The 25,911-nt window shown below is 47.4% G+C and carries 18 protein-coding genes, 1 tRNA gene and 1 riboswitch; of the genes, 16 read left to right on the forward strand and 3 right to left on the reverse strand.

Annotation, left to right across the window (positions count from 1 at the left end; all coding sequences use genetic code 11):
- Nucleotides 1-562 precede the first annotated feature (562 nt).
- A complete protein-coding gene (gene yciH, locus Q1B11_RS08295) occupies nt 563-895 on the forward strand; it encodes a stress response translation initiation inhibitor YciH (RefSeq protein WP_299730508.1) in 333 nt (110 codons plus the stop codon).
- A 173-nt stretch (nt 896-1,068) separates the two neighbouring features.
- On the opposite strand, the gene Q1B11_RS08300 is transcribed toward yciH, so the two are convergent.
- Nucleotides 1,069-1,377: a YhbY family RNA-binding protein gene (locus Q1B11_RS08300; protein ID WP_067515221.1), complete on the reverse strand. Its 309-nt coding sequence runs from the start codon at nt 1,375-1,377 to the stop codon at nt 1,069-1,071.
- A 343-nt stretch (nt 1,378-1,720) separates the two neighbouring features.
- Between Q1B11_RS08300 and Q1B11_RS08305 the strand changes: the two genes are divergently transcribed.
- The 15 genes from Q1B11_RS08305 to atzF all read left to right on the forward strand — a co-directional run bounded on the left by Q1B11_RS08305 (nt 1,721) and on the right by atzF (nt 20,223).
- Entirely contained in the window at nt 1,721-2,731 is a 1,011-nt protein-coding gene (locus Q1B11_RS08305; protein ID WP_299730511.1) for a hypothetical protein, read from the forward strand.
- A 161-nt stretch (nt 2,732-2,892) separates the two neighbouring features.
- Nucleotides 2,893-3,513 (forward strand): 23S rRNA (uridine(2552)-2'-O)-methyltransferase RlmE, encoded by a 621-nt coding sequence (gene rlmE / locus Q1B11_RS08310; RefSeq protein WP_299730514.1) that lies wholly within the window; start codon nt 2,893-2,895, stop codon nt 3,511-3,513.
- 166 nt (nt 3,514-3,679) lie between these two features.
- Entirely contained in the window at nt 3,680-5,635 is a 1,956-nt protein-coding gene (gene ftsH, locus Q1B11_RS08315) for an ATP-dependent zinc metalloprotease FtsH (RefSeq protein WP_067585839.1), read from the forward strand.
- Between the two features lie 286 nt (nt 5,636-5,921).
- Nucleotides 5,922-6,767 (forward strand): dihydropteroate synthase, encoded by an 846-nt coding sequence (folP, locus tag Q1B11_RS08320; protein WP_299730525.1) that lies wholly within the window; start codon nt 5,922-5,924, stop codon nt 6,765-6,767.
- 85 nt (nt 6,768-6,852) lie between these two features.
- Entirely contained in the window at nt 6,853-8,190 is a 1,338-nt protein-coding gene (glmM, locus tag Q1B11_RS08325; RefSeq protein WP_299730528.1) for a phosphoglucosamine mutase, read from the forward strand.
- A gap of 531 nt (nt 8,191-8,721) precedes the next feature.
- On the forward strand, nt 8,722-9,471 hold the full coding sequence (gene tpiA / locus Q1B11_RS08330; protein WP_299730531.1) for a triose-phosphate isomerase: 750 nt from the start codon (nt 8,722-8,724) through the stop codon (nt 9,469-9,471).
- Complete coding sequence (secG, locus tag Q1B11_RS08335; RefSeq protein ID WP_299730534.1) at nt 9,471-9,875, forward strand: preprotein translocase subunit SecG; 405 nt, start codon at nt 9,471-9,473, stop codon at nt 9,873-9,875. The genes tpiA and secG overlap by 1 nt, the downstream gene beginning before the upstream one ends.
- 77 nt (nt 9,876-9,952) lie before the next feature.
- Nucleotides 9,953-10,039 (forward strand) — tRNA-Leu (locus Q1B11_RS08340).
- Nucleotides 10,040-10,412: 373 nt separating this feature from the next.
- Nucleotides 10,413-10,538: riboswitch (guanidine-I (ykkC/yxkD leader) on the forward strand.
- A 60-nt stretch (nt 10,539-10,598) separates the two neighbouring features.
- Nucleotides 10,599-11,645, forward strand: coding sequence for a putative urea ABC transporter substrate-binding protein (locus Q1B11_RS08345; protein ID WP_299730537.1), 1,047 nt, complete (start codon nt 10,599-10,601; stop codon nt 11,643-11,645).
- 51 nt (nt 11,646-11,696) lie between these two features.
- Nucleotides 11,697-12,512, forward strand: a complete 816-nt coding sequence (locus Q1B11_RS08350; protein ID WP_299730539.1) for an ABC transporter permease — start codon at nt 11,697-11,699, stop codon at nt 12,510-12,512.
- Between the two features lie 10 nt (nt 12,513-12,522).
- Entirely contained in the window at nt 12,523-13,317 is a 795-nt protein-coding gene (locus Q1B11_RS08355) for an ABC transporter ATP-binding protein (protein WP_299730542.1), read from the forward strand.
- A gap of 37 nt (nt 13,318-13,354) precedes the next feature.
- The gene (locus tag Q1B11_RS08360; protein ID WP_299730545.1) at nt 13,355-14,092 is read left to right on the forward strand and encodes an urea amidolyase associated protein UAAP1; all 738 of its coding nucleotides are present in this window, start codon (nt 13,355-13,357) and stop codon (nt 14,090-14,092) included.
- A gap of 20 nt (nt 14,093-14,112) precedes the next feature.
- Complete coding sequence (locus Q1B11_RS08365) at nt 14,113-14,751, forward strand: urea amidolyase associated protein UAAP2 (RefSeq protein WP_299730548.1); 639 nt, start codon at nt 14,113-14,115, stop codon at nt 14,749-14,751.
- An 85-nt stretch (nt 14,752-14,836) separates the two neighbouring features.
- Complete coding sequence (uca, locus tag Q1B11_RS08370; RefSeq protein ID WP_299730551.1) at nt 14,837-18,427, forward strand: urea carboxylase; 3,591 nt, start codon at nt 14,837-14,839, stop codon at nt 18,425-18,427.
- Nucleotides 18,428-18,438: 11 nt separating this feature from the next.
- Entirely contained in the window at nt 18,439-20,223 is a 1,785-nt protein-coding gene (gene atzF, locus Q1B11_RS08375) for an allophanate hydrolase (RefSeq protein ID WP_299730554.1), read from the forward strand.
- Nucleotides 20,224-20,366: 143 nt separating this feature from the next.
- Here atzF and Q1B11_RS08380 read toward each other — a convergent pair whose 3' ends face one another.
- Together Q1B11_RS08380 and Q1B11_RS08385 are read right to left on the reverse strand one after the other, a co-directional pair.
- Nucleotides 20,367-21,788, reverse strand: coding sequence for a hypothetical protein (locus tag Q1B11_RS08380; protein ID WP_299730557.1), 1,422 nt, complete (start codon nt 21,786-21,788; stop codon nt 20,367-20,369).
- Between the two features lie 238 nt (nt 21,789-22,026).
- A partial coding sequence (locus Q1B11_RS08385; RefSeq protein ID WP_299730560.1) for a VCBS domain-containing protein occupies nt 22,027-25,911 on the reverse strand: 3,885 nt, incomplete at its 5' end.

Consider the following 25,911-nt stretch of genomic DNA (forward strand, 5'->3'; position numbering starts at 1 on the left):
AAGTACCCGTCCATATGGAATCGAATATTTTTGGCTTGTTGATCAGGTTCTCTGCAAGGAGCAACGGCGGGAGCATAGCGAGCTATGTGACCAGAGTTGCAACGCATTCAGAGGGGCTGATCAATGAGTCAGAAAATATGATTTCATATGGTTGGGTACTTACTGGGTTGAATTTAAAAATGGCATTTTTACTCTACCCAAAACTGGTTTAGAAGCATTCAGGTGCGTTGCTTTAGCTTGGGTGAATTGAGCTGATAGCAAATTATTAATGATGGTAATATGTCGCTAATCGTCGTTTTTGAGTGATGGCTAGGAGGCTGACCGAGAATAGCGCCCGTAGCGAGGATGGTAGAAAATTGAGGATAAAAATTCTGTTTTGTGAAGTGAATAGTAGTGCTGTTTGTTGAACAAAACGGAATTTTTAGATCAATCTTCTGCCACCGCACGACTGCATGGATGCTGGGGCTAGAGCAACGCAGGAGCAGTTGCCGCGCAGGGCAGCCTATTCTCGGTCAGGCTCTTGGTGCCATGTTGTAAATATGATAGGTGCCTTGGAGTTTTTATGGGTAGCCAGAGAAACAGTGAAAGCCGATTGGTGTATTCCACCGATGCAGGGCGAATCAAAGAAGAGCCAGTTAACGAAGATGTTGCCGGCGATGGTAATGTCCGGGTTCGTCCTGAGAAGAAAGGGCGGGGCGGCAAAGTGGTCACAGTGATCAGCGGGCTGCCAATGGCGGGGAATGATCTCAAAGCTTACGCTAAACAGCTGAAAAAACGCTGCGGCGGTGGAGGCGCTGTAAAGGATGGTTGTGTCGAGCTTCAGGGGGATCACGTGGATGTGATGGTGGAATTCCTGAAGAAAGAAGGGTACGACGCAAAAAGATCCGGCGGTTAAAGAGGCTGTCGAAAAAGGGCTGAGCTTGCCAATACGGCGTTAAAAAATGGCTCAAAATGCTCATTTACTGTTTGTAAACTGCGCTTTTTCGCCATTTTCTGCCTTGTCTTGACTGCGCTCACTACCTTTTGCGATAGCCTCTAATCCGCCGGTGAGAAACCCTTCGGGTCTCTTTACTGAACTCTCAGCAAGTTAGACAGTGCTGGATTCGGCTTTTTTGCCGGCTTGAAGATCAGGGCGATTTTGCCAATCGTCTGGATCAAGTCTGAATTCGTGGCGCTGAGCAGCTGGCTGATCAGTTGCTGGCGGGCATCGCGATCGCCAATGGCAAACTTCACTTTGATCAGCTCATGATCGTTCAGTGCTCTCATGGTTTCTTCAACCACACCTTCCGTAAGTCCTTTGTCTGCCACCATAACCACTGGGTTCAGGTTGTGGCCAATAGAACGAAAATGCTTCTTTTTTGCTGCGTTTAAACTCATAACTGCTTCCTGATTACGGGTAAATCAAGCCATGGGTTTAAAGCGGCAGGCTTACCTGAAATCGTTTATTAACCGGGGATAGCGGGCAAAACGTTTATTCTGCCGATCGGATCGCTGGTGTCTGGAGATGATGTTGACGCCCTATTTTATGACTTTCCCCTGAATGGCAGCAACCTGTTGTGTACTATTTGTCCTTAATAGTGTCAATTTTGTTCCCCTTATCATCAGAATCATGATGAAAGGGCTATTTTATGCCCCGCTATAGCGGCTGTCTCATTGAACTCTCGTCAGGAAAAGTGGTCAAACCCTGAAATAAGTAATAGCTATCAAACAGGGAATTTTAATGAGAAGTTGCATCCTCGACATCATCAAACAAACACTAATTTATGGTTTGTTGCCTGTTGTTCTCACATCTGCGCTGACCGCAAACGCTCATATGAGCGTAGTATCGAAAGAATTATCGACGATTGAAGAGCCGGGAGCGCATGAAGAGCCATCAGCGCATGAAGAGCTGTCAGACAGCCAAGAGATATCTGCCGATCATTATATTCCCTATGATGAGTTTATCGATGAAGATTCATCGGAGGATGACAGTGATCCGTGTTTAGAGTTGGAACCTGTTCCTGCTGACGATCAGGGGTGTTCCTTCGAAGAAGCGTTTCAGTCATTGTCTGACCATCCAGAGCATCTTTATCCTTATGCTTACCTGCCGTCTTTACTGGCAGATCAGGGACAGGCATCTATTAAGCTGTTTGTTTATGGAAGCCTGATGGATTGTCGCTCTGCGGCTCAAACACTCTGCACAAGTGCATTAAAAACCCGTGAGCTTGCCAGAGCTTATGGTGTGAAAACCATTTATAACCGCTCAGTACCTTATGTGTTTTTACCTCACTGGGGTGTACCGGAAAATCCCTATGCTATTGCCATGTTGAATACTGCGGTTTCTCAACGATATGAAGATGTTGCGTTAGGTATTTTGCTGGATATTCCTGTGAGCAGTATCACGCCGTTGCTGGCTCGTGAAGTGGGTTATGATTTGAAACCTGTGGTTGTGCAATCATGGTCAGAACCGAAAGGCAGCATATCTCACCATTCTGGTCAGTATAAAGTCGCCTATATTTTAAGCTCTCCTACGCCCAGTCAGTATACGGGCGCGCACCTGTTACCCAGAGAAGGTTATTATCAGCGGGTGATGGAAGCGGCGAAATCCAATGGTGAGCACTTTTATAAAGAATGGCTGGAAAATACCTATCTTGCTGATGGCGTCACGACAGTGGGCTACTATGAACTGTACAGAGATAAAGTGACGAACGAGTTTGACCAATACGATTATACGGCTTGTGTCGGATTGTAATTTAGAACTTACTTTATGAACTAATCTTTTCTTATCTCCAGCTGTCCCCTTCATAATCTATCAGATATTATTCTTTCCTATTGGGAAGCGCTGCGATGTAAAAGTCATGTGCTGTGTATTCCCAGTATCCGGATATTTATAGAGTACCCAATTTTAAAGCTATGGCGAGATCGAAAAGCAGTGGTCGCTGGTTGAAAGAGCACTTTGATGACCCGTATGTAAAGCAATCGCAAAAAGATGGGTGGCGATCCCGTGCCAGCTATAAACTTCTGGAAATTCAGGAAAAGGATAAAATCCTTCGTCCCGGAATGCGCGTGGTTGATTTAGGCGCTGCCCCTGGTGGCTGGTCTCAAGTAGCGATTCAGCTGGTGGGCGATCAGGGGCGAGTTGTTGCGTCCGATATTTTGCCCATGGATGGTATTGCCGATGTGGATTTTGTGCAGGGCGATTTTACCGAAGATGCAGTGCTTGAACAGATTCTGGAAACCATTGGATCTGATCAGGTAGACCTTGTAATTTCCGATATGGCCCCCAATATGAGTGGAGCACTGTCTGTTGATCAGCCGAATGCCATGTATTTAGTGGAGTTGGCGTTGGATTTATCTCGGCAGGTGCTGCGTAAAGGTGGTGTCTTTCTGGTGAAAGTGTTTCAGGGTGAAGGTTTTGATGCTTACCTGAAAGACATGAAAACCAGTTTTGATAAGGTGTTGACCCGAAAGCCAGAGGCTTCAAGGGCTCGCTCCAGGGAAGTATATCTGCTGGCCATTGGCTTCAGAGGATAGCGTACATTTATCAGCATCATAGAAGACAATAACTGTCACAGAAGATGCTGATCGTGTATTGTTGAAGATAACATTATTAAAAGTCTGTGGGCCACGGGAACGAGCTCATCCAAAGCGATTACCTAAGGCTTAAGTACGCTCAAAAGAGGTTAGCCCCTTGAATGATATGGCAAAAAATTTGATTCTCTGGGTCATCATCGCCTTGGTGCTATTGACCGTATTCAAAAATTTTGACGGCATGCAGTCGTCTACTCAAAAGGTCGCCTACTCCGATTTCATAAGTCAGGTAGAAAATCGTCAGGTCAGCAAAGTGTTGATTGATGGATTTACTATTACTGGCACCATGAGTAATGGTGAGCGTTTTGAAACCAACCTGCCACCGGCAGTGCCAGACAACAAGTTGATGGACGAGTTGTTGCTTGGCAAAGTTCAGGTGGATTCCAAACCGATTGAAAAGCAAAGTATCTGGACTCAGTTGCTGGTTGCCAGCTTCCCGATTCTGGTGATTCTTGCGGTCTTCATGTTCTTTATGCGTCAGATGCAGGGCGGCGGCGGTGGCCGTGGTGGTCCAATGAGCTTCGGTAAAAGCAAAGCACGTTTGCTGTCTGAAGATCAGATCAAAACCACATTTGCTGATGTAGCCGGCGTTGAAGAAGCCAAAGAAGATGTGCAGGAACTGGTGGACTTCCTGAAAGATCCTGGCAAGTTCCAGCGTCTTGGTGGTCGTATTCCCCGTGGTGTGCTGATGGTTGGCCCTCCGGGTACCGGTAAAACGCTGATCGCTAAAGCCATTGCTGGTGAAGCCAAGGTACCGTTCTTTACTATCTCCGGTTCCGACTTTGTTGAGATGTTTGTGGGTGTGGGTGCTTCCCGTGTCCGTGACATGTTCGAACAGGCTAAGAAGCAGGCACCTTGCATCATCTTTATTGATGAGATTGATGCGGTGGGTCGTCACCGTGGTGCCGGCATGGGCGGTGGTCACGACGAGCGTGAGCAAACCCTTAACCAGCTTCTGGTGGAGATGGACGGCTTTGAAGGAAACGACGGTATTATTGTAATTGCCGCCACTAACCGTCCGGATGTACTGGATCCTGCATTGCTGCGTCCTGGTCGTTTTGACCGTCAGGTTGTGGTTGGTCTGCCAGATATTCGTGGTCGTGAACAAATTCTGAAAGTACACATGCGCAAAGTGCCTGTGTCCGACGATGTTCAGCCAGCGGTTATTGCTCGCGGCACGCCAGGCTTCTCTGGTGCTGATCTGGCAAACCTGGTGAACGAAGCTGCACTGTTTGCTGCTCGTGCTAATCACCGTACGGTTGGCCAGAAAGAGTTTGATCAGGCAAAAGATAAAATCATGATGGGTGCCGAGCGCAAGTCCATGGTGATGAGTGATAAAGAGAAAAGTAATACGGCATTCCATGAAGCAGGCCACGCCATTGTTGGGCGCATGGTTCCTGATCATGATCCGGTTTACAAAGTCAGTATCATTCCTCGTGGGCGAGCACTGGGTGTCACCATGTTCTTGCCAGAAGAAGATCGTTACAGCCAGAGCAAAGAAGCGCTGCTCAGTCAGATCTGTTCGCTCTTTGGTGGTCGAATTGCAGAAGAGATGACGCTGGGCAAAGACGGTGTGACCACCGGCGCCTCCAACGACATCCAGCGGGCGACTCAAATTGCTCGCAGCATGGTTACGAAGTGGGGCTTATCTGAAAAGCTTGGCCCGCTGCAGTACGACAGTGAAGAAGGCGAAGTCTTCCTCGGTAAGAGTTATGGTCACGGTAATTCGGGTATGAATGTGTCCGGTGAAACGGCCAAACTGATTGACCAAGAAGTGCGTTTCTTTATCGATGATAGCTACAACCGTGCTTACAAGATTCTTGAAGATAACCGCGACAAACTGGATGCGATGGCTGCAGCACTGATGCAGTACGAAACCATCGACAGCGATCAGATTGATGACATCATGGAAGGTCGCCCGGTTCGTCCACCAAAAGATTCTGGTGATCAGGACAACAACGACAGCGGTATCAATGCCTCTGCTGGTGATGGAGAGTCCAAAAACGATACTCCAGACAGCAAAGACAGTGATAAGCCTATCGGTGGTCCCGCTGGCGAACACTGATCCGAATTAGGGCTATAGTTGCAGGGCAGGTTTTATACCTGCCCTTTTTTGTATCTGAAAAAACGAATAATACCAATGGCGTTTTTAAATTTTGGAACGAGCAAGTTATTTTGGGCGACAGGGCAATACCCACAGGGCATAAAGGCGAAGAGACGAGTCATAGCCTTTACGCCCTGTGGGTGGTAGCTATGGCGAGGAACTTCAACGCAGATCCAGTCGGTCAAAATGACTGCGCAGCCCATAATTTAAAAACAGAATTGGTATAAGAGCTGAGCTGAGGTGTTTGATGAGTAATGGCTTTGTACTGGATTGTGCAGGCAAAACACTTGATTTAAGTAAGCCTAAAGTCATGGGTATTCTGAACGTTACACCGGATTCTTTTTATGAGGGAAGCCGATTCCGGGATGGCTGGTTAAAGGTAGCTGAGAAAATGGTGCTGGACGGTGTGGATATCTTGGATATCGGCGGAGAATCCACTCGCCCCGGCGCTTCAGGCGCACTCAGTCAGGAAGAGGAGCTAGAGAGAGTACTACCGGTCATTGAAGGTTTGAGCTCAAGGTTGGATGTCATTCTTTCTGTGGATACCAGCTCCCCTCTGGTAATGACTGAAACCGTTAAGGCTGGAGCGGGTCTAATAAATGATGTACGAGCACTGTATCGTGATGGTGCACTTGAAGCGGCTGCCGCCACCAACGTTCCTGTTGTCTTGATGCACTCTCTGGTAGAGCAACCTGAACCCGGTTTTGTGCCTGTATACGACGATGTGGTGTCAGAAGTCGGCGAATACCTTGTGTCAGCAGTGGCGAGGTGTGAACAAGCAGGTATAGCAAAAGAGCGTATGATTATTGATCCGGGCTTTGGCGGTGGAATGTTTGGGAAAACACCTCAGTATGATCTGCAAATGCTAAAAGACTATCGTCGTTTTCATGAGCATGGCTTGCCTCTGTTTGCCGGGATGTCCCGAAAATCTTTTGTTGGTGCGACGCTGAATCGTGATACAGAAGACCGGTTACCAGGTAGTCTGGCTGCGGCTATGCTGGCTGCTCAGGCAGGGGCGCACATCATTAGAGTTCATGATGTACGAGAAACGGTGGACGTTTTGCGATTACTTCAGGCGGTAGAAGAAGCATGATCATCCAATGTAGAACACTGGTAGTTTATGATGAGGAATGACATCATTACCGGCTATTGTTTCTGGGTGAATTTGGTAAGCGGCTATGGCTCGTAAATATTTTGGTACCGATGGTATTCGCGGTAAGGTCGGTGAGTTTCCTATCACGCCTGATTTCGTTCTCAAGCTTGGCTGGGCTGCGGGTCGTGTATTAGCGGACCAGGGTGAAGGTAAAGTCATCATTGGCAAAGATACCCGCATTTCTGGCTACATGTTTGAGTCTGCCCTGGAAGCTGGTTTGTCTGCCGCTGGTATTGATGTGGTATTGACCGGCCCAATGCCAACCCCTGCCATTGCGTACCTGACACGTACTTTTAATGGTCAGGCGGGTATCGTCATCAGTGCTTCCCATAACCCATTCTACGACAATGGAATTAAGTTCTTTGGTGGTGATGGCAATAAGCTGTCAGATGACGTTGAGATGAAAATCGAAGCGCTTCTGGATGCCGGTATAGACGTTGTGCCATCTGAACAACTGGGTAAAGTCAGTCGTCTTGATGATGCGGCAGGCCGTTACATCGAATACTGCAAGGCTAGCACGCCAAACCAGCTGGATCTTCGCGGTATGAAAATCGTCATCGATGCAGGCCATGGCGCAACCTATCAGGTTGGCCCGGCAGTGTTCCGTGAACTGGGCGCCGAAGTGATCGCCATGGGCATTAGCCCTGATGGTGTGAATATTAATGAAAATGCTGGTTCAACCAATCCTGCAGGCATGGCTGCCAAAGTCAAAGAAGTGGGTGCTGACCTTGGTATTGCCTTCGATGGCGATGGCGACCGGGTTATCATGGTAGACGACAAAGGTGAAATCATCGATGGTGATCAGCTGTTGTTTATTATTGCCATGGATCGCAAAAAACGTGATGTTCTGAAAGGTGGAGTGGTTGGTACATTGATGACCAATCTCGGTATGGAAAATGCCCTTAAAGCTGCAAATGTTCCTTTTGCCCGAGCCAATGTAGGTGACCGTTACGTTAATGAACTACTGTTGGCTAATGATTGGCAGTTGGGCGGCGAATCCTCCGGACATATTATCTGTCGTGATGTTTCCACCACAGGCGATGGCATTGTCTCTGCGCTTCAGGTTCTGAAAGCTCTCCAGAATTCTGGCAAGCAACTATCTGAATTAATCAGCGCTATTGCACTTTATCCTCAGACCATGATTAACGTCCGAGTTCAGAACAAGCGAGACACAAGCACCATTCCAGTTATTGTCGATGCGGTTAAGCAGGCTGAGATCGATATGGCAGGAAAAGGGCGTGTTCTGTTAAGGGCTTCTGGCACAGAGCCGGTTATTCGTGTCATGGTTGAAGGTGAAGACAGTGTTGAAGTGGACTCCCAGGCTAAAAAACTTGCGACGATTGTTGAGCATGAAATGTGCTGACATAACTCAAAGAAAGAGTTCTGTGCGTTCCAGAATGCCTGTTAGTTTTTTATTACGATGACGTAATCATATTTCAAGTTTGGCTATCGGGGTGTGGGACGAGTTGATTTGTTACATTTTCAGAGACATTCCTTTTTGTGATAGGAACAGTAGTGCTGGGATAAACAGAACTACTGTTTGAGGGTTCTTCGCCCCATTCCAAGCCCAGGCAAGAAATAATCCCCCGTACTAATCGACCACCAAAAGAACTGCTGCTTTCAAGCTCTGATGCCTCATCGAGCTGTTGGGCGGTTGTATTACTTACAGGTGAGTAGTCGGCTCGAGGTGGCACGCTAGACATCTTTTATAACTCCTGCGGATTGAAACTTACAGGATAAGATAGCGTATAAGCACCAAGAGCCGACACATTCAAAAGTTATTATTTTCTTCTGATGAGTGTCGAGTGCACGCTTTTTGCTGCTCCCTTGACTTATTGTATGTTTCTCTCGTTCAGGGTAGTATTCTCGCCTCGCGTCTAATGAGGTAAGCGATATGCGTCAGCCGCTTGTAGCTGGAAACTGGAAGATGAATGGTTCATCAGACAGTATTCGAGAGCTGATTGATGGCATCCTTTCTGGGCTTGAAACCAAGGCTGAGGTGCTCGTATTTCCACCCCATGTGTATATTCAACAGGTTCGTGACCTGCTGAGTGGTTCTCCTGTCAAATACGGTGTGCAGAATGCCTCCGATAAACTGTCAGGCGCCTATACCGGTGAGGTTTCCCCTCTGATGGCTAAAGATCTTGGTTGCGAATACGTTTTGATCGGTCATTCCGAGCGTCGTTCCATCTATGGTGAAACGGATGCAGATGTGGCTGAAAAATTCTGTGCTCTGGTAGATAATGGGTTGGTTCCGGTACTCTGTGTCGGCGAAACTCTGGAAGAGCGCGAATCTGGTGCAACCATGAAAGTGGTCGCAGAACAGATTAACACTGTGCTTCGAGCCGCTGGTTCGGAGCGTCTGGCTAATTTTGTAATTGCCTATGAACCGGTTTGGGCGATTGGAACCGGCTTAACTGCTTCACCCGAGCAGGCTCAGGAAGTTCACGCGGACATCCGTGCCCTGCTGGCAGAGAACGATCCGTCCATGGCGGACAGAACCCGTATTCTCTATGGTGGCAGCATGAAGCCGGACAACGCAGTAGAGCTGATGGCTCAAACTGATGTGGACGGTGGTTTGATTGGCGGTGCTTCGCTGGTCGCTGCCGATTTCAAGGCGATTTGTCACGCTGCAGGACAATAATGGAAACCATTATCCTTCTTGTGCACGTGCTTGTGGCTGTGGGCGTGATCGGTCTGATCATGCTCCAGCAGGGCAAAGGTGCAGAAACAGGAGCCAGTTTTGGCTCAGGGGCTTCCCAAACCGTATTTGGAAGCCAGGGCTCAGCTAACTTTCTGAGCCGTACAACCGCCATTCTGGCAACGATCTTTTTCGTCACCAGCATTGGCCTGGCCATGATGGCCAGACAAAAAGCAGATGCGGTAACTAATGCCGGTTTGCCATCTGTTCAGGTTGAGCAGGTTGTACCAGTGAACGACGCGCCCTTTTCGTTAGATTCAGTTGAAACGTCTACCGAAAGCGATGCGCCTGTGTTAGAGTCTCTGCCCGTTGAGAGCAGCAGCTCCGACGCTCCTGTAAGCAACTGATTAATCAAACTTATTTATAAGTTGATTTCTAAAAAGCTTTCAGAAATAATTCAGCCGTCGCAGCAAGTGACGGTTAAGCCGAAGTGGTGGAATTGGTAGACACGCTGTCTTGAGGGGGCAGTGCCTGTATGGGCGTACGAGTTCGAGTCTCGTCTTCGGCACCAAATTAAAGTCTTTATCGAATAGATAAAGGCTTTTTTTGTATCTGTAAGAAATGCCTGATCTGCAAATTTCCTGATTAAGTGTACGATCGTCTTCTAGTCATCAGTAGTTCAATCCTCCCCCTTTTTTCTGAAAGTTGCTTAAGAATTATACTTATAAGTCTACTGTCGTCCTGATATGATTCGCACCAAGATTAGGCATGAATCAGAGAAATGCTCTTTTATGTTGTTTTATAGGGTGATCTTTCCCACATAAATCAATGAAAGGCAGTGATTTACGCTTTGGCATGGAACATGATATGTTTCTTCACCGAGTGGTATTTATGGTTGATATCTGTCGTATAAAAATAAATGGGCAGTTATTACCAACAATTTGATAATGGATCGCTAGGGTTCCGGCTGAAGGGTAAGAATAAGAAGGTTTATCTTCAGTGCCTGGTCCGAGAGCGATCGACCTCTAAGATGTTTTGGGGTTACACGGCGGGACAAAAGCCCGGGAGGTTGCTTGGTGAAAATGCCATGAATACCACGTGTCTACCCAATAAAAAATCTGAGGGGCTATATGAAGCATACCTTCACAAGCGCGCTTGCCGCTGCTGCCATTCTTGGCAGTCTTTTCTCACCTGCCGCGTTAGCAAAAGATAATTTTAAGATCTGCTGGTCAATTTATGTGGGTTGGATGCCCTGGGAGTACGGCGATACTTCTGGCATTGTCGATAAGTGGGCTGACAAGTACGACATTGATATTGAAGTTGTACAAATCAACGATTACGTTGAGTCGATCAACCAATACACCGCAGGCGAATTTGATGGTTGCGCCATGACCAACATGGATGCACTGACCATACCTGCTGCCAGCGGCGTCGACAGCACTGCATTAATCGTTGGTGACTTCTCCAACGGTAACGATGCCATTATTCTCAAAGACAAAACGTCTCTAGCCGGTATTAAAGGACAGTCAGTCAACCTGGTGGAACTGAGCGTGAGTCATTACCTACTTGCCCGGGGTCTTGAGTCCGTTGGTCTTAGCGAAAAGGACATCAGCGTAATCAACACTTCGGATGCTGATATGGTTGCTGCTTTCACCACGGATGATGTCACTGCCGTGACTACGTGGAACCCTCTGGTCAGTGAAATTACCGCAATGCCCGCCAGTCACAGCGTATTCGACAGTTCCCAGATTCCAGGTGAAATCATCGATACCCTGATGGTGAACACCGAAACCCTGAAAGAAAATCCAAAGTTAGGGAAAGCGTTGGTGGGTGCGTGGTACGAAATTATGGCGGGTATGGAGTCTGATAAATCCGTACGTGAACATATGGGGAAGGCATCTGGCACTGACCTGTCCGGCTATGAAAGTCAGTTGGCGTCTACCAAGATGTTCTATCAGGCTGAAGATGCTGTTGAGTTTGTGAATAGCGACAGCCTGAAGCAGACCATGGAGTATGTTGCTGAGTTTTCATTTGACCATGGTCTTCTTGGTGAAGGTGCTCCCGATGCTGGCTTTATCGGTATTGAAACGCCAAGTGGAGTATTCGGTGACGAAAGCAATGTAAAACTGCGCTTTGATCCAGCCTTTATGGCCATGGCTGCAGAAGGCAAACTCTAAGTTTGCTCTCTTTGTCACCGCCAGAATGATAAGTAGTCAAGGTTGGAGCTTATGAAGCGAATTATTAACCTGCGCCCATCCCGACCTCTGGCGGTAGCCTTGGGTATTGTGCCTTTTATTCTGATTTTGATGCTCTATTCCTGGGGCTCAGATTTGAGAAAGGCTGAAAATGAACGCGACAAACTACTGCCGAGCTTCACTGAAATACAAAAGGCTGTTGATCGTATGGCCTTCACGCCCAGCAAGCGTACTGGTGAATATCTGCTCTGGCAGGATACTAAAAGCAGCTTGAAACGATTGCTGTTGGGTATTGTTATTGCTGCGATGGTGGGGCTCGTTGTTGGTGTGTTAACCGGTGCAATTCCATTGGCTGGTAGTCACTTAGGGGCTTTGACCACCGTCGTATCCATGGTGCCGCCACTGGCGCTGTTGCCCATCTTATTCATTGTCTTTGGTTTGGGGGAAGTGTCGAAAGTAGTGCTTATTGTCATTGGCATAACTCCCTTTTTGATACGAGATCTTGACCAGCGAACCCGGGAGTTACCCCAGGAGCAGTTGGTAAAAGCTCAGACCCTTGGAGGAAGCTCCTGGCAGATCATTTTGAGGGTTGTGCTGCCTCAGGTGATGCCCCGTCTAATGGACGCCATTCGTTTAAGTCTCGGAGCGGCCTGGTTGTTTCTTATTGCCGCTGAAGCGATTGCTGCGACGGATGGACTTGGTTATCGAATTTTCCTTGTACGACGCTATCTGGCTATGGATGTTATTTTGCCCTACGTGATGTGGATAACGACATTGGCTTTCCTTTTGGACTGGTCGCTTATCAGGGTATCCAAAATGATATTCCCCTGGTATCACACGGCAAAATAGGGAGCGTGAAATGAAAGACGCATTTATTGCTTTCCAGCGTTGCGGCAAGCACTACGGCAGTCATGTGGTGTTGGAAAAGCTCAATGCCTCCGTTCAGGAAGGCGAGTTTGTCACCATGGTGGGCACTTCTGGTTGTGGCAAAAGCACATTCTTGAAGATGCTGCTGGGCACAGAAACACAGACGACGGGAAAACTGTTGTTTAATGGCCAGCCCATTGTGGCGGAGCCCAGTGAAGATCGAGGTGTGGTTTTTCAGAAGTATTCTGTCTTTCCTCATCTGTCTGTGCGGGATAATGTCGCGTTAGGCAGAGAGTTTGCTGAAAGCCCGTTGCTGGGAAAACTGTTTGGACAAAAGCGCAGGCAGGCACTGGCGGAAGCAGACCAGTGGTTAGAAGCGGTTGGGCTGGCAGCAGCCAGGGACAAATATCCCCATGAGTTATCCGGTGGTATGCAACAGCGGTTGGCTATTGCTCAGGCATTGATCAAACACCCAAAAGTTCTGCTTCTGGATGAGCCGTTTGGTGCTCTTGACCCAGGCATTCGCAAAGATATGCACGCGCTGATTTTGAAACTCTGGAAAGAAAATAATCTGACCATTTTCATGGTAACTCACGATTTACAGGAAGCGTTTTATCTGGGTACACGACTGTGGGTGTTTGACTGGCCTCAGCATGAAGCTCAGGACAGTGACCAACACGGAGCGACTATCACGTTTGACTTGCCTATTGAACAGCGTGATGAGCTACAAGCGTCGGACTTGGAATTTCCGGAAAATGAAAGCCCTGTACTGATGGAAGTTGCCTGATAGTGCAGTTGTGAAAAAAGTTGTTCAGGAATAGAACATGACAACAATATCCAATCCTGAAGTTGGAAAACCTCAATACAAAACCACGATTCCCAGTGGTAGCCATTGGTCTTTGACGGTGCGAAGAGGTATGCAGTTGAAGCTGACTGACCTGACTGGCGGTGCCAATGTGGGGATGCTTTTTTATAATCCGATGCATCTTGAAGAAAAATACAACGCGCCGGATACACTGAAATGTCAGCATACATTTAAGTTAACTCGCGGTAACTGCCTTTATTCCGATATGGGGCGGATTTTTTGTTCCATTGTTGATGACTCTTTTGGCTGGCACGAGACGTTGTGTGGTAACAGTCATGGAGAGCATATTACAGAAAAGTGGGGGCAAAGAAATTATCAGCAGGATCGCAATCAATGGCATCAGAATGGCTACGACAGTTTTCTGGTGGAGCTGGCTAAATACGGATTAAAGCGAACAGCACTCGCCTCGAATATAAACTGGTTCAGTGAGGTTAGCGTCAGCGACGATGGTTCTTTATCCCTGAGTCGGCAGTCCAGGCAGGGCGACAATGTTAGCCTTCGTTTTGAAATGGACACGTTAGTCGTGTTGCATACCTGCCCTCACCCTCTGAATGATGCCGAGAGTTACCCACAGGCTTCGGTAGGTGTTGAAATCTCCCGGGCAGCGCCGGTGGGCGAAGACGATTTTTGCCAGAATCACTGTGCTGAAAATCGCAGGGGTTTTGACAACAACGCACTCTATCACCTCGGCGTGTAACACTGGAAAGGAGGCAAGTAATGATTCAGGAAAGTACACGACAAAAAAAAGATGCCGAATACTCTGCAACGGTTGGTGCGGGTGATTATTTCATTAAAACCATTAAACAAGGTCAGACCTGCCGTATTGTGGATCTCGAAGGCAATCAGGCGGCTGATACCTTATTTTTCAGTGCCGCTGAACCCGATGAACGTTACAGTGCCATGGATACCATTCGGGAGCAGAGCAATGTTTATCTGACCACCGGTTCGGTACTGAAAAGCTGTGAAAATAATGATCTGCTTAAAATCGTTGCGGATACCTGTGGGCGTCACGATACAGTGGGTGGAGCCTGCGCCACCGAATCCAATACCGTAAGATACGATTTAGAAAAGCGTTGCATGCACGCCTGCCGGGATTCCTGGATGCTCGCTATTCAGGAGAATGAATCTTACGGGCTAAATAAAGAACATATTACCCACAACATTAATTTCTTTATGAATGTGCCAGTGACTTCTGAAGGAAAACTTACCTTCGAGGACGGTATTTCTGCGCCCGGCAAATATGTAGAGCTGGAAGCGCTGATGGATGTGGTGGTGTTGATTTCTAATTGTCCCCAGTTAAACAACCCTTGCAATGGTTACAACCCGACACCCATTGAAGTTCTGGTCTGGGACTAATACCAATCAAAAAGAAGAGCCGCCGGGACGACCCGGTAAGGCTTCAGATAAAGCGGGACGACCCGCACAATAATTATAAATAATTATGTTCTCTACGGTATTGATTGCGAATCGCGGTGCCATTGCCTGTCGAATTATCCGAACGTTAAAGCAAATGGGATTGTATTCCGTTGCCGTCTATCACGAAGCGGATGCGAATAGTCTTCACGTTCAGCAGGCCGATACGTCGGTATCTCTAGGAGAGGGCTCAGCTGCTGATACCTATTTATCCATTGAAAAAATGATTGCTGCTGCCAAGGCAGCTGGTGCTGAAGCCATTCATCCGGGGTATGGATTCCTCAGTGAAAATACGGAGTTTGTCGCCCGTTGTGAACAAGTAGGTCTGACGTTTATCGGACCAACGGCAGAGCAGATTGTCTTGTTTGGTTTGAAGCACCAGGCAAGGGAGCTTGCTATAGGTGCTGGCGTTCCTTTGGTGCCCGGTTCATCACTGCTAATAGATCAGAATGAAGCCGTGCATTGGGCGAATGAAGTCGGTTATCCGGTCATGCTAAAGAGTACTGCGGGTGGTGGCGGTATTGGTATGCAGGTTTGTGAAGACGAAAAAGATCTGATCAATGCCTGGGCAAGTGTAAAACGACTGTCTGCTAACTATTTTTCCAATGATGGCGTATTTCTGGAGAAATATGTGCGCCGCGCCCGACATATCGAAGTGCAGATTTTCGGTGATGGCGAAGGGAATACCATTTCTCTGGGTGAGCGTGACTGCAGTGCTCAACGCCGGAATCAGAAAGTTATCGAAGAAACCCCCGCACCCGGCTTAACAGACGAACTTCGGAAAGACCTTCATCAGACAGCTGAACATCTTATGTCGTCTGTTAATTATCGCAACGCAGGCACCGTTGAGTTTATTTTTGATGTTGATACGAATGACTTTTACTTCCTGGAGGTGAATACACGGCTACAGGTTGAACATGGTGTGACGGAGTTGGTCTGGGGCGTTGATCTGGTTGAGTGGATGTTAAAGCAGGCAGCAGGCACTCTAGCGAACCTTCAGGAGCTGAAAGACAATCTTCACCCTTATGGTCATGCCATCCAATCACGGGTTTATGCAGAAGATCCACAACAGGATTTTATGCCCTGTGCCGGGCTGTTAACTGAGGTGAAGTGGCCAACGGATGATGATATTCGAATTGATCACTGGATAGAGTCCGGTATTGAAGTGCCTGCGCTGTTTGACCCAATGCTGGCGAAAGTGATGGTTCATCAGTCAGACCGTTCCCAGGCGCTTACCAAACTGAAGTCAGCACTGCTGGATACCTCACTTTATGGCATAGCGACCAATCGCCAATATTTGGTGTCTGTGCTGGGTGGTGAAGAGTTTGTACGAGGTCGGGTTCTGACCAATACCTTGAGCCAATTCAGTTTTCACGCCCCGACGGTGATTGTCGAGCAGGCAGGTACACAAACGACAATTCAAGATTATCCTGGTCGTACTGGTTTGTGGCATATCGGTGTTCCGCCATCCGGGCCAATGGATTCATTGAGTTTTCGTCAGGCGAACCAGTTATTAAATAACCCGGACGATGCGGCGGCATTAGAAATTACCTTGAATGGACCGGTGTTGCGTTTTAATAGTGACACCGTGATTGCGGTAACCGGTGCCGCTATCGACGTTACTCTGGATGACCGGCCAATCGCGATGTTCGAAACCGTGTTTGTCGCTGCCGGACAGACCGTTAGCTTTGGCAAAGTGACCGGTTCTGGTGCAAGGGCGTATCTGGCGATCAGCGGGGGTTTTCAGTGCCCGGATTACCTGGGCTCAAAAGCCACCTTTACGCTGGGGCAATTTGGTGGTCATGTGGGGCGGGCGTTGCGTCCTGGTGATGTGCTGCAAATTCCAGAGCGAACAACGCAATCTGTCGTTAATCGAAAAATGCCCGTGCTATCCATGCCGGAAGAGTGGGAAATCAATGTGGTATATGGCCCTCACGGTGCACCGGATTTCTTTACTGATCAGGACATCGAAACATTTTTTGAGGCAACCTGGGAAGTTCACTATAACTCCAGCCGAACCGGCGTTCGTTTAAAAGGCCCAAAACCTGAATGGGCAAGGGAAACCGGTGGTGAAGCAGGTTTGCACCCATCGAACATACACGACAATGCCTATGCTTTTGGCGCCGTGGATTTTACTGGTGATATGCCGGTTATTCTTGGGCCGGATGGGCCATCATTGGGTGGTTTTGTTTGCCCGGCTACAGTGATTCATGCCGATCTCTGGAAGCTTGGGCAGCTCAAAGCTGGAGCAAAGGTGCGATTCAAACCGGTGACACTAGAGCAGGCTACCGCCATTGAAGCAGGGCAGTTGCAGTGCATAAAAAAGCTCAGTGCTGACTTGCCAGTGGTTTCTCATGCACCGGTTCTGGTGTCGCCCATTGTGAAAGAAACCACGTTTCGAGGTGAAACATTAATCTGTCGTACGGCGGGTGATCACTTTCTTCTGTTGGAACTCGGTGAGTTGGCGTTGGATATCGAACGTCGTTTTCAGGTTCATGCCTTGATGCTCTGGTTTGAGAAGAACCTGCTGGAAGGTATGCGGGAGCTGACCCCCGGTATTCGGTCTCTGCAAATCCACTATGATAGCCAGGCGTTGCCGCTCTCGGAGTTGCTGAATCATATTGACCGCGCGGTGGCTGAGCTTGATGGTTCCAGTGAGCTGACGGTGCCTTCCCGTATCGTTCACCTGCCATTGAGCTGGGATGACGAAGCCTGTCAGGAAGCTATTGAAAAATACACCCAATCGGTGCGTCCTGGTGCGCCGTGGTGCCCCAGTAATCTGGAATTTATACGACGGATAAACGGTTTATCTTCTCTGAATGAAGTGAAGCAGATTGTTTTTAACGCATCTTATCTTGTCATGGGGTTGGGGGATGTGTATCTGGGCGCCCCGGTGGCAACCCCGGTTGATCCGAGGCATCGTCTGGTAACCACCAAATACAATCCCGCGAGAACATGGACCGCAGAAAACAGCGTGGGAATCGGCGGTGCCTATCTCTGTATTTATGGCATGGAAGGCCCTGGCGGTTATCAGTTTGTGGGTAGAACTTTGCAGATGTGGAACCGTTACCGCCAGACGTTTGAGTTCAGCAAACCCTGGCTGCTGCGCTTCTTTGACCAGATTCGATTTTATGAAGTCAGCCATGAAGAGCTGGTGAAAATACGGCGGGACTTCCCTCAGGGTAAATTTCCGATTCGTATCGAGGACGCTGAGTTTTCTCTGGAAGAATATAAAGCCTTTATTGATCGGGAAGCCAATCATATTGACGCATTTCAGACTAAGCGAGAAGCCGCCTTCAATGAAGAATTACAGCGCTGGCGAATTAATGGTCAGTTGACGTATGAACAGCCAGAAACAGAAAACACGGGTGAACTGGTGATTGATATTCCTGAAGGTATCAACGCCGTGTCCAGCCCGGCTTCGGGCAGTGTCTGGCAGATTCTCAAGGAAGAAGGTGATTCGGTTGAGAAGGGAGAAACTGTCATGATTCTGGAGTCCATGAAAATGGAGATTGAAATTCATGCGACAGAAACCGGGACTGTGAAAAGAATTCTGAAAACCCAGGGGCAGGCGGTGGATGCCGGTCAGTCATTGGTCTGGCTTGAGCAGTCAAATTAGGGAGAAACACCATGTGGAATTTACAATTAACTTCACTGCGACAAGCCTATGAAACGGAAGAGCTGACGCCCCGTGACCTTCTGCCAAAACTTCGCGCCCAGGCCATTGAGCAAAAAGCGTTTAACGCTTGGATTACGGTGTTAAGTGACATTGAGTTAGATGCTTATCTAAGCAAACTGGAGCAGCAGGATATAAAAGATCTGCCGCTTTATGGTGTGCCCTTTGCCATTAAAGACAATATTGATCTGGCCGGTGTGCCCACCAGTGCAGGCTGCACAGCGTTTACGTATACGCCAGAAGAACACGCCCCTGTCGTTGCACAATTGATTGCCGCCGGTGCGGTTCCTTTAGGCAAAACCAATTTGGATCAGTTTGCCACGGGGCTGGTTGGTACTCGTTCACCGTTTGGTGAAGGTAAAAATGCCTTCAATCCGGAATACATTTCTGGTGGCAGCAGTGCCGGTTCTGCCATTGCGACGGCGTTGGGGCAGGTGAGTTTTGCGCTGGGAACTGATACAGCAGGCTCTGGTCGTGTACCTGCGGTACTGAATAATCTAACCGGTCATAAGCCGACCAAAGGTTTGTTAAGCACGCGGGGCGTTGTACCAGCTTGTAAAACGTTAGATTGTGTCAGCATTTTTACTCTCTGCGCAGAGGATGCAGCGGCTGTAATAGACGTGGCTGTGGACTACGATGGCCAAGATTCATTTGCCCGAAAAAATGCATTCGCCAATAGAGCGCGATATTTCAGTAATGATGACCTGCCGCAAGGCTTCACGTTTGGTGTGCCTGATGAATTGGACTTTCAGGGTAATCAGGAGACAGCAGCGCTGTTTCAAAAAGCCGTTGTAGCGCTGGAAAAATTGGGTGGTCGGCCCGTAACCATAGATTTTGCACCTTTTCTGGAAACGGCAACGCTTCTGTATGACGGTCCGTGGGTAGCGGAGCGTTGGCTGGCAACAAAAAATGTCGCAGCTGATGATATGTTGCCAGTGATTAAGGGGATTATCGGTCAGGGTAATAAAGGCAGTTCTGCGGATGTTTTTTCTGCACAGTATCACCTGGCGGAACTTAAACGACGGTGTGATCATCAAATAGTGGGGCTGGACTTTGTTATTACACCCACAACACCAACCCTATTCACAAGGGATGAGGTAAGAGAAAATCCGGTACGGAATAATTCTATTCTGGGTACTTATACGAACTTTATGAATCTGTTGGATTACTGCGCAACAGCCGTCACGGTGGGTTTTACCGAGAGCGGCGTTCCATGGGGTGTCTCACTATTCAATAAAGCGTTTACGGATATTCAGCTATTGGGGTTTGCCAGCCGGTTGGAACGAGTGGTTAATTTACCTCAAGGCGCTACTTCTTATGCAAAGCCGACATCTGTCGTATCGGGCGCTCCTGCGTCTGCAGAGGTTATTGATGTGGTGGTTTGTGGCGCACATCTGGAAGGTCAACCTTTAAACTGGCAGCTGACAGATCGGGGTGGAGTACTCAAATCAAAAACCAAAAGTAGCGCCTGTTACCGGCTTTATGCGTTACCCGATGGAAAACGTCCTGGCATGGCTCGGGATGAAAGTAACGGTGGCGCGATAGAAGTAGAGGTGTGGAGTTTGCCTGCAGATACGTTTGGCAGTTTTGTTAATGGTATTCCTGCGCCTCTGGGCATTGGCAAAGTGGAGTTGATGGATGGTTCATGGGTCAGTGGGTTTATTTGTGATGGTTATGGTTTGCAAGGTGCGCTTGATATTACCGACTACGGCAGTTGGTGTGTATGGTTGTCCAAGTAGCATATAGATAGGCGACACCGTGATGATTGGTTTAAGACCTGTAGTCACCAGCAGTTATTGAATATACCAATAACTGGTGGTGACTACGTTATCTAGATAACTTTATTACAGCCTGAATTAGTCGGCTGTAATCTGTTGCTTTATTAAACGGTGGTTTGATTCTTGGTGCTTTGACTATAGGCTTCCATACGAGGTGCTGAGGGCTCTTGTTTGTTGGAATCATTGGCGATATTACTTCCATTGCCTGCCAGTTGTTCGAATGGTATGGCTTCGTATGTTAACGCGGTTATTTTTTCGAAGGAATTTTTCAGGGTGTTACTATAGGCGCGATGATCTGTTTTAGTTTCTTTGACTCCAGGTAAAAAACCAAATGCTCTGCCTTTTTTTGGTGGTTGAATATCGCCAGATGTTATGATCTCTTGTAGTTTTGATAGCGGTATATACTTTTCTTGAGCTGTTTTTTCTTCCATTGAGGAGTTGGGAATAGTCGATTCTGGCTCGGATTTAACTATCATTTCTGATTCTTTAGAAATTTCTATATGCTCACTTGTATTTTCTGAATTTTCGGAGCTGTTGAGCTTGTTCTTGAGCTCAGTTACTTCTTCCTCCAAGTTTTTTTTAGCTGCTTCCGTGCTTTCTAGTAAGGTGTTGGCTTGAGATAGTTTTTTCTCCAGCTCCTCGGTTTTAGATTCCAAGGTATTTGATTTTTCAGTTAGCTCTGTATTTTTCTTCTCAATACTTTGGATGGTTTCTTCATAGCTCTTATCTGATAGTTTATTTTTCAGTTCGAGAATCTGTTGTTTAAGACTCGTGACTTGTTCTTGAAGTTCTTTAATGGTTTTTTGAAACTCTTTTTTAGTTTTATTAAGTATGTCATCTTTTTCTGAAATAGATGATTTAAGAGATTTTATGTCTATTTTAGTAGAATTTAATTGGTTTGTTGTTTTAGATAAGTTTGTTTCAAGTTCATTTTTTTTTGTGGTTAGTTGATCAACCGATTTTGTCAGTTTTAAGATTTGAGAATTTTCAAGTTTAAGATTCTCCGTAAAGGCACGAACATCTCTATTATTGGTAATGGCTTCATCATCCAGTATTTCATTCACTTCTCTCTCCATTGAGTTTATTTTATCTGTTAAAATAGAGTTCTCTTTCTTCAGTGCTTCTGTTTTATTGTTGAGTGATGTGTTGGTATTTGTGAGACTATCAATATGTTCTTGGCCTGCATTCAACTCTGCTTTTACATCTTCCACGAATCTTGTTGGCACTAATGTTTTAGTATTTTTATCTGTGCTTTCAGGTTCGCAGTTATGACTATTTGAAAGGTGTGGATTGATTAATATTCTAAATTCGTTAATCGCTTTGTGTTGAGGATCTGGTTGTTCTGAGGTCGTGCTTGGAATATTAATGCTCAGTGATTTGGTGAATTTAGGATTTGTTTCTGAAACTTTTTTTCCATATACACTAGTTTCTGTTTGAATAGTAGCACTATCACTATTATTTCCTGACGTAGAAAAAAGTTCTACAAGATTTTTATTTGTACTTGAGTTAGCTAAAGGGTTAGACATTATCGGTATTCCTCTCATTAGGGGGTGCTTTTTGGATGCGATGGGTGAAGTAAAGTTTCATGAGAATGGAATCGATTTCTGCTTGATTGATTGGTTGTAATGCTCGAATAAATGAAAAGGAAGTGGACGTAAGTAATTTCCTTGGTTTTCAACATCAAATGTTATGAGAATAAAAAATGGATAGCGTTTTCTTATCAAAGTCTATGCTTGGCAAGTTGACTGCTGATATTGGATTCTATTAGTCGTGCGTCAGGTTACCATTATCCAGCAGGTTGTTGAGGATTTCTGTATCATTACCACCAAGAGTGAAGAGGTCTGTGTCTTTAAAGGTCACGGTATTCGTTACATCGCCGCCTGCAGCTGAACGTATTTCCATAATGGTGTCCTCACCACTGCGCTCGAAGTGTAAGTAATCATTTAGGCTGTTGTCTTCATTGACAATAATATCTTCAAGATTAAGGACATCTCCTTCCATCGTGTTGAAGTCATTAATGGTGAGTTCGGCTGGATCGCTCAAGGTTCCCGTGAGGTTAAGGTTAAAGGTATCAGCGCCACTATTGCCGGTAACGTTGGCATTATCATGGCTGATGAAGAACAGGTCATCACCCGAGTCACCTATGAGCGTGTCATTATTAGCGCTGCTAGAGTGTGTTGCTCCGACATCACTGGTGTAACTATCGGTCTGAGCTGCATTACCTGCCAGATTATGGATAAATCCGGATGTCACTTCAATTTCATCATCACTGTCATCATCACCGGTATTGGTGCGAATCTCGCTAGCCTTTTCTTGAGTAAGCTCTATGACTAACTGATCATCATCTATTATCTGAGCGGAAAGTATATCGTCTTCTGTGAACAAGATTGAGCGCGCGCCATCGACGTTATAGCTAAGCTTATCCCAGTCAAGAATAGAGCGGAGATCGGTGTCTGCAGCACTGGCATCACCCACAAGGATGTCATTGAACAGAGTGCCGGTAAGTAATAATTGTTTGGTTTCAGATGAGTAGTCAGCATTTGTAATGGTGGTTTCTGGTAACACTTCTGCATAGGCCAGTTCAACGTCACCAATAATACCTTCGGTGCCATCGGATTTGGTGTAAGTGGTTTTACCGTGGACTATTGAACCATCGGAAAGTATCTGTTGCTGGCCATCGGATACGACGGATATTTCTTCGATACCCGCCTCAGCCAGAGTAATGACTTCTCCTTCATCAGCAATGCCATTCTGATTTTTGTCCTGAAAAATCAGAATGTCCTCAAAATTCTCGTCGTCCTTATTCAATACGCCATCGTTATTGCTGTCGTAGAGTGCTGCCAGCGCTTCCAGATCGGTGTCGTGCTCTTCGGTTTGCTGGGCGATAAACAGTTCGTCCATTGAAGATAGCGTGCCATCTCCATCAAGGTCAGTGATGATAAAGCCATCGTCGCCACTGACCCATGCCGTTTTTTCCTGATAACCATCACCATCCACATCGAGGTAGGTCTCTGACTCATCAACGCCGATAATTTCGATTCCATCACCATCCAGATCAATAACAACCGGAGGTGATGTGGTCCATGTTCGTCCCCCAGTGCCTATATAACCATTAACAAGAGTACCTCCATCCATATTTACTCTATGTATACCGACACCAGAGCCACCTGTGCTCACACCAATGCTTTGCTTACCAAATATATACCCGCCAGGGTTGAACCAGATTGTTTGATGACCGGTCGTCTGCGAGAAGCTGATGCCAGAGCCAACGTCTTGAATTCTTATGGTGGCATGATACAAGTTATAATTTTGTTGGACTTGAACTTCCCGAGTGTAGCCACTGCTTACGTCCGCTGGCAGTGTGATAGTGGCTGAAGCGGTAATGGGCTGTCCTAAGGTATTAATACCACCTATCTGTAATGTGATAGTTTTCCCTGCCATCTTGTGGTTAACGAGGTCGCTGACATCCTGAGTACCATTAAGGTTAATGGACACATCCTGAGTAACAGTATCGCCACTACTGTCAGTGACAGTAACAGTGTAGGTTTGTGTCAGTGCCTGACCCGCATTGAGGTCCTCAAGAGCACTGTCGTCGACGCTGTAAGACCAGTTGATTTGTTGCGTTCCGTTACTAGAGTTACCAAGAGTGGGAGAAAAGTTACCTCGATAGCCTGAGCCTGCTGGCGTAACAGATACTGACTGGGCATCAGATAAGTCAACATCCGCGATGGTGAAGCTGCCATTATCACTATGGGTTACCGAGTTTTCGCTGGCAGACCTGTCTGCGCTCTCTGTGACACTGCCACTGACATCATTGACGGACTGTATTGTTGGTCTGTCGTTAGTACCTGTAATAGTAACCACGACATCTTGTTCAGTGTTGCCACCCTCACCATCGGAGACGGTAATGGTATAGGTCTGATTGAGAGTTTCACCGTCAGCCAAATAATCGATATCACCATCAGATACTTCAAAACTCCAATCGACACTGCCAGAGTTGTTACCACTGGGATTATTCGTGTTGATGCTGAAGTTGCCCAGATAACCGCTGGCTGCCGAGGCGTAAGATGCTGTGTGACTGTTGCTGAGGTCTACGTAGTCGAAGGAAAGACTGCCATTGTCTGATAATATTGCGGTCCGTTCGCCGGCTGCCCCATCATCGAGCTCGGTAATGCTGCCGCTGGTGGCCGAGGAGGTGATTTCCGGATCATCATTCGTACCGGTCAGGGTGATGACGATATCCTGATCGACAGTACCGCCTTCGCCATCGGATACTGTGACGGTATAGGTTTGTATCAGCGTTTCACCGGCCGCTAAATAGTCTAACGCGCTATCGGCAACAGCAAAGTCCCAGTCAATTCGACCGGATCCATCATTAACCGTATCGTCGCCAACAGTAGCGCTGAAGTTACCCAGATAACTACTGCCAGCGGCTGTGTAGCTGACGCTCTGGCTATCGCTGAGATCGATGTCTGCAATTGTAAAGCTGCCATTGTCGTTTAACTCTGTAGTGGATTCACCAGCCGCATTTTCATCGAGCTCGGAAATGCCGCCGGTGACTTTTGTTGTCGCCTCAATCGTTGGAGCCTCGTTATTGTAACCGGTCAACGTTATAACGATGTCTTGATCCACGGTACCGCCGGCACTGTCAGTGACGGTGACGGTGTAGGTTTGATTCACGGTCTCGCCTTCTGCGAGGAAGTCCAGAGCGCTGTCGTTTACAGAGAAGTCCCAGTCGATACGCCCAGTACCATCACCGAGTGTGTCATCTCCTACGGAGACGTTGAGTGTACCAACATAATTACTATCAGCGGCGGAGTACGCAACACTCTGAGTTTCAGTAAGCTCGACATCCGCGATGGTAAAGTTGCCGCTTTCGGAATGAGAAACGGTGCCAGCTCCGGCAGTACCATCTTCTATCTCTGAAATACTTGCCGTGACATTAGTGGCAGTTTCAATGGTGGGTGCATCATTAGTGCCGGTGATCGTAATAACGACGTCTTGATCTACTGATGCACCGTCGTCATCGGTAACGGTGACTGTGTAGGTTTGGGTTAGGGTTTGCCCTTCTGTCAGATCATCAATCACGCTGTCAGCAATATCAAAGTTCCAATTGACGCGGCCTGAACCATCCGAGGAGGTGTCATCCGCTAAGTCGATGGAGAAATCACCGAGGTAATCGGCGCTGGCAGAAGTGAAGTTTATAGATTGAGTATTCGTCAGATCCACATCGGCGATAGTGAAACTGCCGTTGTCAGAGAGGGTTGTTGTCAACTCACCTGCAGCGTTGTCGTCCATTTCAGTAATGCCGCCGGTGACATCGGTAGCTGTCTCTATGGTTGGGGCATCACCAGTGCCAGTGAGCGTAATGACAATGTCCTGATCCACGGTCCCGCCTTCGCCGTCGGAGACGGTGACCGTGTAGGTTTGCGTTAATGTTTGGCCTTCAGCCAGATAATCGATATCCCCATCAGACACCTCAAAATCCCAATTGACTTGACCGGCGCCATCGGAGGTTGTGTCATCCGCCAATGAGATTGAGAAGCTGCCCAGATAGCCGGTCGCAGCGGCAGTATAAGACAGAGATTGTGTATCTGTAAGATCGGTATCAGCGATGGTGAAGCTGCCGCTGTCGGAGAGGGTCGACGT

The organism is uncultured Endozoicomonas sp. (assembly GCF_947495845.1).
In the GTDB taxonomy this organism is placed as follows: Bacteria; Pseudomonadota; Gammaproteobacteria; order Pseudomonadales; family Endozoicomonadaceae; genus Endozoicomonas.